Below are 7,182 nucleotides of genomic sequence, written 5' to 3'. Positions count from 1 at the left end.
GAGGGCCCGACCGGCCCTCCGCCCGGCACCGGGTCTGCCGGGGTCCGGCGGGTCAGCCGACGCAGCCGGCGAGGGCCGGGGTGCAGTTGTTGGGGACGTTGGCGGTGACAGAGGTGGCGAGCAGGGTCACCGTGCCGCCTGCCCTGAAGATTCCGCCGCCGGTGTTGGCGCCGCCGTTCGAGACGTTCTGCGTCACCGTCGCGAGGCTCAGCCGCACGGTGCCGCCGAAGCTCGCCAGACCGCCACCCACTACCTCAGCAGTGTTCTCCCGCAGCGTGGACAAGTTCACCGTCAACGTGCCGCTGTTGGCGATGCCGCCGCCTGCCACTGTCGCCGCGTTGTCCTGGATGCGCGAGGCGTTCACCGTCAGCGTGCCGGTGTTGGCGATGCCGCCGCCGAAGCCGGCGTCGTTGTCGCGCACGGTGGTGCTGTTCAGCGTCACCGTGCCGCCGTTGTTGTGCAGTCCGCCACCGACCGACCCGACCCCGTCGACGAGGGTCAGGGAGTTGATCTGCACCGTGCTCGGTCCGTTGACCGTCAAGGTGGTGCCGGCGCCGTTGCCGTCGAGGACCGCCGTGCCGAAGCCGACGAGCCGGAGGTTCTTGGCGACGGTGAAATTGCCCACGCAGGTACCGCGGATCACGAGCGTGGACCCCGGAGCGGCGGCGTTGATAGCGGTCTGGAGGTTCTGGGTGGGGCAGTTCACGAGGGTCTGCGCCGCAGCCGGCGAGGCCCCCGCCAGTCCGGCCGCTCCCACGGTGACCGCCGCGGTCACGGCCGGCACCCACCGGCGCCACGTCGTGCGAGTCGCTGCCATCTTGAGCATGTCCTGTCTCCTGTCCCTGCGGGGCGAGCCGAACGGCTCCGCCCACGCTCGTCCGCCGGGTCCGCCCCGGCCGGAGCCATGGGTGCCCGGGGGCCGGGACGACGGCACGTGGGCGGCCCCGCCGTCCCACGAACGGCCGGAGACGATGACCGGTGTGGACCAGCAGGAACGGTTCGGGCCCGGATGCGCCGCAGGCGCCGCCTGATTGAACGCTGCGGTCCCTCGGCACGTACTGGGACAGGGGGCCCCGGCATCCGGTGCCCCGCGTCACTGGTGATGCCGTTCCGGTACGACATTGGGGCCGCGCATGATGCACACACGACGGAGGCGCGTACGGCGCAGGCTCCAGCGGATCGTGCGGCTGGCTGCCGTCGGCGGGCTGCTCTGCGGCGGGCTGATGGTGTCCACCGCCGCGGCGGGCGAGCCGGCACCGCGAGCCGCCGATCCGCGAGCCGCCGACGATCCGACCGCGCGAGTGGTCTCGAGACTCGGACCGTCCCGGACCGCGGGCAGTTGGACGGGTGCGGACGGCCGGACCGTCGTCGCGGTCACCGACGCCGACGCCGCGGAGGACGTGCGGCGCGCCGGCGGGGAGGCCGAAGTCGTGCGGCACAGCATGGACCGGCTCCGCTCCGCCACCGAAACCCTGGGTTCCGAGCCGCCGGTGCCCGGAACCGCCTGGGCGGTCGACTACGCGACCAACAGCATCACGGTGCGCGCCGACAGCACCGTTTCGACCGAGGACTGGACGCGCCTGTCCGGCCTCGCAGAACGCATCGGCGCGTTCGTCCGGATGGAACGGACGCCGGGGACCTTCACCACCCGGGTGAGCGGCGGCACGCCCGTCTTCGGTTCGCAACGCCGCTGCTCCGCCGGTTTCAACGTGACCAACGGCCAGGACACGTTCATCCTGACGGCCGGGCACTGCGGCCCGGAGCAGACCACCTGGTTCCAGGACCGCCAAGGCGCCGAACTCGTCGGTACCACCACGGCGTCCAGCTTTCCGGGCGACGACTACTCCCTGGTGCGCTACGAGGACGTGAACACGCTCGACCGCACCAACGTCATCGACATCGGCGACGGCCAGGCGGTGAACATCATCGGGGCCGGTGAAGCGTCCGTCGGCCAGCGGGTGTTCCGCAGCGGCAGCACGACCGGATTCCGCTCCGGTGAGGTGACGGCCGTCAACGCGACGGTGAACTACCCCGAGGGCACCGTCACGGGCCTGATCGAGACCACGGTCTGTGCCGAGCCCGGCGACAGCGGAGGCCCGCTGTTCTCCGAGGGGCTCGCGCTCGGCGTGACGTCGGGAGGCGACGGGGACTGCACCACAGGGGGCACGACGTACTTCCAGCCGGTCACCCCGGCCATGGAGACCCTGGGGGTGAATCTGACGGGCGGCCCGCCGGCGCCCGGGGGCGACGGCGGGGCGGAGAACGGGGACGCCGGGGCCGGTGTCCCGCCCGGCCCGCCGCCGGGGACGTCGGAGGAGTCGCGGGCGTCGCGGGCGGTCACGTCCATCGTCGACTTCGGGAATCCCGCGCTGGGCCTTGGCCTCATCGGCGGCAGCCTGACCTGCCTCGTGGCCGCACGCTGGATCGTGTCCGCGCAGGAGCGCAGGGAGTACCGCAGCTTCCACACCGCGAGCTGGGGCTGACCCGGGGCCGGCCGGCCGGGCGGTGTCAGCCGCACTCGGTGTCGTGCCGGCCGGACTTGGTGAGGCGTCAGCCGGACTTGGTGTAGGTGAGGGGCTCGCCGGTCGATCCGACCAGTTCGCGGACGAGGGTCGTGTCGTTCGGCATGCTCAGCCGGCTCCACTGGCCGGGGGCGCAGGACACCCGGTCGCCGAACGTCACGGCCGTCGGGTCCAGTTCCAGGGGCGGACCGGAGGCGCGCAGGGTGGCGGACCAGCCGCAGTCGTAGTTCGGGCCCGTGCCGGTCAGCGTCATGACCTGCTCGCCCGTCCGGCCCTGGGCGATCGTCATGGTCCGGGTGTTGGTGCCGTCCGCGGTGTCGAAGGACGCCTGCCACGTCCCGACGTACTCCTGCGGGACGCCGCCGGAGGTCTGGGCCGTCGAGGGCGAACCGGAGGGCGTCGGCGCCGGAGTTCCGGAGGAGGTGGGGGAGGGGGAGGGCTTCGGGGACGGCTTCGGGTCCGCAGTCGTGTTCTTGTCGTCGTCCTTGGACATGAACGCGTAGACGGAGCCGCCCGCGCCGAGCGCGACGACCAGCGCGACCGCGATCAGGGCCACGGTCCCGCCACGGGAGCTGCGGCGCGGGGCGGGGGCAGGGTGCGCGTACGGGGTGGGAGCGGGGTGCGCGTACGGGCCGGGGTGGTACGGCTGCTGCGGATGGCCGTACGCCGGCCCGGGCGGAGCCGGAGCGGGTGTCGGTGGGGGCGTCGGCCGGGGTGTCCGCTGGGGCGGCGCGGTCTGAGTCGGCGGCTGCACCACCGTCCGCGGCTGCTCGACCTCCAGCAACTGCACGGCGTGACGACCCAGTTGGGCAATCAGCGTTCCCGGCAGCCAGGGCTCGCCGTCGGCGTCGGTGGTCGTCCGGTCCAGGATCTGCGGGAGCGTCGGCCGGGACTCGGCGTCCTTGCACAGACAGTCGCGGATCAGGTCGACGAGCCCCTCGGGCACACCGGTCAGGTCCGGTTCCTCCTGGGCTATGCGGAACATCTGCGCATGTCCGCCGCTGTCCGCGGAGCCGAACGGAAGCCGGCCGGTGGCCGCGTACGCGAGTACGGACCCGAGGCAGAAGATGTCGCCGGCCGCGGTGACCCGGCCGCCGCGCACCTGTTCGGGCGACATGAAGCCGGGGGAGCCGACGAGCGCTCCGGTGCGGGTCAGACCACCGTCGGTGACCGTGTCCAGCGCGCGGGCGATGCCGAAGTCGATGACACGCGGCCCGTCGATGGTGAGCAGGATGTTCGACGGCTTGAGGTCGCGGTGGACGAGACCCGCGCCGTGGATGTCGGTCAGCGCGTGGGCGAGCCCGGAGGCCAGCAGCCGCACACTGCGCTCGGGCAGCGGCCCGTGCCCGCCGGAGACGACGGCGTGCAGCGCGGGCCCGGCTATGTATCCGGTGGCGACCCACGGGATCAGCGCCTCGGTGTCCGCGTCGAGCACGGGCGCGGTCCACTGGCCGCCGACGCGCAACGCGGACCGTACCTCGAGGCGGAAGCGGTTGCGGAACTCCTCCTGTTCCGCGAGCTCCTGACGTACCAGTTTGACCGCGACGGTCCGCCCACGGTCGGAGCGCGCGAGATACACCTGCCCCATGCCGCCCGCTCCCAGCCGGGCCAGGAGCCGGTACTCCCCGATGTGTTGCGGATCCCCCGGTGCCAGCTGCTCCATCGCCGCGCGGCCCTTCCCCCGTACCGAAATGCTCGACGGACCGAGGATAGTGCGCCTCTGCGGCCGCCCGGCGGGTCAGGGATCGAGGCCGCCCGGGCGGCCGTCCGATGCGCTACCCGTCCTCGTCCGCCTCCTCGTCCGCGCCTGCCGGCCCGCCCACGCCGTCCGCCTCGACCGTGGCCATCGCCTTCGACAGCTGCTCCAGCACCCGCGCGGTCTCCGCGAACTGCTCCGGTCCGAGCAGCTCCAGCAGTCGGTTCGCCAGCGCGGCGTGACCGGGGTCGATCTTCTCGATCGCCGCCCGTCCCTCTTCCGTTGCGTGCAGCAGCTTGGCGCGGCGGTGGGTGGGGTTCGGGCGGTACTCCGCCAGGCCCTGCCCGGCCAGCACGTCGGCGATGCGCTGGACGCTCTGCCGCGTGATGCCCATCGTGCGGGCGATCCCGGCGACGGACTGCGGTTCACGCAGTACGGCGCCGAGGACCTGCCAGCGCGCGGCGGTCAGTCCGGCCTCCCGGGCCAGCCCGTCGGAGACGGTGACGAACTGGCCGTTCAGTCGGAAAACGCCGAGCGCCGTGCGGGTCAGCAGCTCCTGGGGGTGGTGTGCGGGCCTCATGAGTTCAGGATCTCGAAGGCCGACGGGTCCGAGTCGTGGAACAGCCGGTACCAGGCGTCCAGCTTCTCGCCCTTGTAGACCCCGAGCCGGGCGAAGACCTCGCGGGCGAAGGCGACGGGCTCGGTCGGCCCGGCGGTGATCAGGTTGCCGTCGGTGACGGCGTCCGTGTCCACGTAGTGCTCGCCGCCCTTGTAACCCGTGGCGTCCAGATAGAACGAGACGGCGCTGGTGTGGGGCCGGTCGTCGAGCAGGCCCTCCCGGGCGAGACCGGCGGTCGCGCCGCAGATCGCGGCGATCGGGACGCCGGCGTCGAGGAAGGTGCGCGCCGCCGCGGCGAACGGCGCGAGCTCGTCGCCCGTGTCCCACAGGTCCGCACCGGTGAGGATCAGCAGTGCGCTGTCGGCCGGGTCCAGGTCGGCGAGGGCGAGGTCGGGCTGGATGCGGACGCCGCCCATGGTGGTGACGGGGTCGGTGTTCAGACCGACCGTCTTCACGGTGTAGCCGTTCTGGGTGAGGTGGGCGGTGGTGTGGCCCGTCTCCCAGTCGGCGTAGGTGTCGTACACGGCCAGATGAACTGTCCTGCGGGTCATGGTGCCCTCCTTGACGTTCTCCGATGACAGCACTCTGTCATTTCGACAGCATGCTGTCAATGTACGCCGCCGGCGGGCGGAGCGGGCGCCACGGCGCCCGCGGGGCAGCCGAAAGCCCGACACCCTGCCCAGATAAGCGGCCGAGTCCATACAAGGTGGCCATGTCGACCCCGCCGGCCGTTCCTTACGCTGGGCCGCATGACCCCTCATGCCGACCCCCAGGCCGGTGCCGCCGTCAAGGCTGCGGACCGCGCGCACGTGTTCCACTCCTGGTCCGCCCAGGGCCTGATCGACCCGCTCGCCGTCGCCGGCGCAGAGGGGTCCTACTTCTGGGACTACGACGGAAACCGCTACCTCGACTTCACCAGCGGCCTCGTCTACACCAACATCGGTTACCAGCACCCGAAGGTCGTCGCCGCGATCCAGGAGCAGGCCGGGAAGCTGGCCACGTTCGCCCCCGCGTTCGCGATCGAGTCCCGTTCCGAGGCCGCCCGGCTGATCGCCGAGCGCACACCCGGCGATCTGGACAAGATCTTCTTCACCAACGGCGGCGCGGAGGCCGTCGAGAACGCCATCCGCATGGCCCGTCTGCACACCGGCCGTCCGAAGGTGCTCTCCGCCTACCGCTCGTACCACGGCGGCACCGCCACCGCGATCAACGTCACCGGTGACCCGCGCCGCTGGGCCAACGACAACGGCACCGCGGGCGTCGTCCACTTCTGGGGCCCGTTCCTCTACCGCTCCCCCTTCTACGCCTCGACGGAGTCGGAGGAATGCGCTCGTGCCCTCCAGCACCTCGAGGACACCATCGCCTTCGAAGGGCCACAGACGATCGCGGCGATCATCCTCGAGACCGTGCCCGGCACGGCCGGCATCATGACGCCGCCGCCCGGCTATCTCGCGGGTGTCCGCGAGATCTGCGACCGGTACGGCATCGTCTTCGTCCTCGACGAGGTCATGGCCGGCTTCGGCCGTACGGGCAAGTGGTTCGCCGCCGAGCACTTCGACGTGGTGCCGGACCTGATGACCTTCGCGAAGGGCGTCAACTCGGGGTACGTGCCGCTCGGCGGCGTGGCGATCTCCGCCGAGATCGCCGCGACCTTCGACAAACGGCCCTACCCGGGCGGCCTCACCTACTCCGGCCACCCGCTGGCGTGCGCGGCGGCAGTCGCCACGATCCAGGCCATGGAGGAGGAGAAGGTCGTCGAGCACGCGGCCCACATCGGCGAGACCGTCCTCGGCCCCGGCCTGCGCGAACTCGCGGAACGCCACCCGTCGGTGGGCGAGGTCCGCGGCCTCGGCGTCTTCTGGTCCCTCGAGCTGGTCCGCGACCGCGAGACCCGCGAACCTCTGGTCCCGTACAACGCGGCGGGCGAGGCGGCGGCGCCGATGGCGGCGTTCGGGGCGGCCTGCAAGAAGAACGGCCTGTGGCCCTTCATCAACATGAACCGCACACACGCGGTCCCTGCGTGCAACGTGACGGAGGCGGAGGCGAAGGAGGGCCTGGCCGCGCTGGACGCGGCGCTGTCGGTGACGGACGAGCTGACGGCGTAGCCCGGGGGCGCTCCGCGCGGGATTCGGGGGCTCCTCCCCCTACGCCTGGCGGCGTGGGGGACCCCCACCGGACCTCCACCGAACCCCGCGTCTCGAACTCCGCCCACGGCCGCCATGCCCCAGGGTCTTTCGTTTGGATCAGGCCGGATCAGTGTGGGGGTCCCCCTACGCCCGCAGGGCGTAGGGGGAGGGGTCTGGTGCCGTGGATCGCAAGGCGGAGGTGGGGGTACCTCCCACGCC

The 7,182-nt window shown here is 72.2% G+C and carries 6 protein-coding genes; 2 read left to right on the top strand and 4 right to left on the bottom strand.

Going from position 1 to position 7,182, the window contains the following annotated elements:
* Positions 1 to 52: 52 nt before the first annotated feature.
* Positions 53 to 826 (bottom strand): hypothetical protein, encoded by a 774-nt coding sequence (locus ABZ070_RS34105; RefSeq protein WP_356639701.1) that lies wholly within the window; start codon positions 824 to 826, stop codon positions 53 to 55.
* 307 nt (positions 827 to 1,133) lie between these two features.
* Between ABZ070_RS34105 and ABZ070_RS34100 the strand changes: the two genes are divergently transcribed.
* The gene (locus tag ABZ070_RS34100) at positions 1,134 to 2,483 is read left to right on the top strand and encodes a S1 family peptidase (RefSeq protein WP_356639699.1); all 1,350 of its coding nucleotides are present in this window, start codon (positions 1,134 to 1,136) and stop codon (positions 2,481 to 2,483) included.
* 67 nt (positions 2,484 to 2,550) lie between these two features.
* Here the strand turns inward: ABZ070_RS34100 and ABZ070_RS34095 are convergent, their stop codons facing one another.
* The 3 genes from ABZ070_RS34095 to ABZ070_RS34085 form a co-directional block, all read right to left on the bottom strand.
* On the bottom strand, positions 2,551 to 4,185 hold the full coding sequence (locus tag ABZ070_RS34095) for a protein kinase (protein ID WP_356639697.1): 1,635 nt from the start codon (positions 4,183 to 4,185) through the stop codon (positions 2,551 to 2,553).
* A 112-nt stretch (positions 4,186 to 4,297) separates the two neighbouring features.
* Positions 4,298 to 4,798, bottom strand: a complete 501-nt coding sequence (locus tag ABZ070_RS34090; RefSeq protein WP_356639695.1) for a MarR family winged helix-turn-helix transcriptional regulator — start codon at positions 4,796 to 4,798, stop codon at positions 4,298 to 4,300.
* Positions 4,795 to 5,388 carry a type 1 glutamine amidotransferase family protein gene (locus ABZ070_RS34085; protein WP_356639693.1) on the bottom strand — a complete coding sequence of 198 codons (594 nt, stop codon included), beginning with the start codon at positions 5,386 to 5,388 and terminating at the stop codon, positions 4,795 to 4,797. Before ABZ070_RS34085 ends, ABZ070_RS34090 begins: the two co-directional genes overlap by 4 nt.
* A 198-nt stretch (positions 5,389 to 5,586) precedes the next feature.
* Here ABZ070_RS34085 and ABZ070_RS34080 point away from each other — a divergent pair, with 198 nt between their 5' ends.
* Positions 5,587 to 6,942 carry an aspartate aminotransferase family protein gene (locus ABZ070_RS34080; RefSeq protein ID WP_356639691.1) on the top strand — a complete coding sequence of 452 codons (1,356 nt, stop codon included), beginning with the start codon at positions 5,587 to 5,589 and terminating at the stop codon, positions 6,940 to 6,942.
* Positions 6,943 to 7,182: the final 240 nt, after the last annotated feature.

The sequence above is a fragment of the Streptomyces sp. NPDC006283 genome, assembly GCF_040613325.1.
Classification (GTDB): domain Bacteria; phylum Actinomycetota; class Actinomycetes; order Streptomycetales; family Streptomycetaceae; genus Streptomyces.
The sequence above is the reverse complement of the archived record's forward strand: the minus strand, read 5'-3'. Positions and strand labels throughout refer to the sequence as shown.

Bases quoted from the DNA above. Each gene is read 5' to 3' on its own strand.
- ABZ070_RS34105 (WP_356639701.1), bottom strand. From the start codon at position 826: ATGCTCAAGATGGCAGCGACTCGCACGACGTGGCGCCGGTGGGTGCCG.
- ABZ070_RS34100 (WP_356639699.1), top strand. From the start codon at position 1,134: ATGATGCACACACGACGGAGGCGCGTACGGCGCAGGCTCCAGCGGATC.
- ABZ070_RS34095 (WP_356639697.1), bottom strand. From the start codon at position 4,185: ATGGAGCAGCTGGCACCGGGGGATCCGCAACACATCGGGGAGTACCGG.
- ABZ070_RS34090 (WP_356639695.1), bottom strand. From the start codon at position 4,798: ATGAGGCCCGCACACCACCCCCAGGAGCTGCTGACCCGCACGGCGCTC.
- ABZ070_RS34085 (WP_356639693.1), bottom strand. From the start codon at position 5,388: ATGACCCGCAGGACAGTTCATCTGGCCGTGTACGACACCTACGCCGAC.
- ABZ070_RS34080 (WP_356639691.1), top strand. From the start codon at position 5,587: ATGACCCCTCATGCCGACCCCCAGGCCGGTGCCGCCGTCAAGGCTGCG.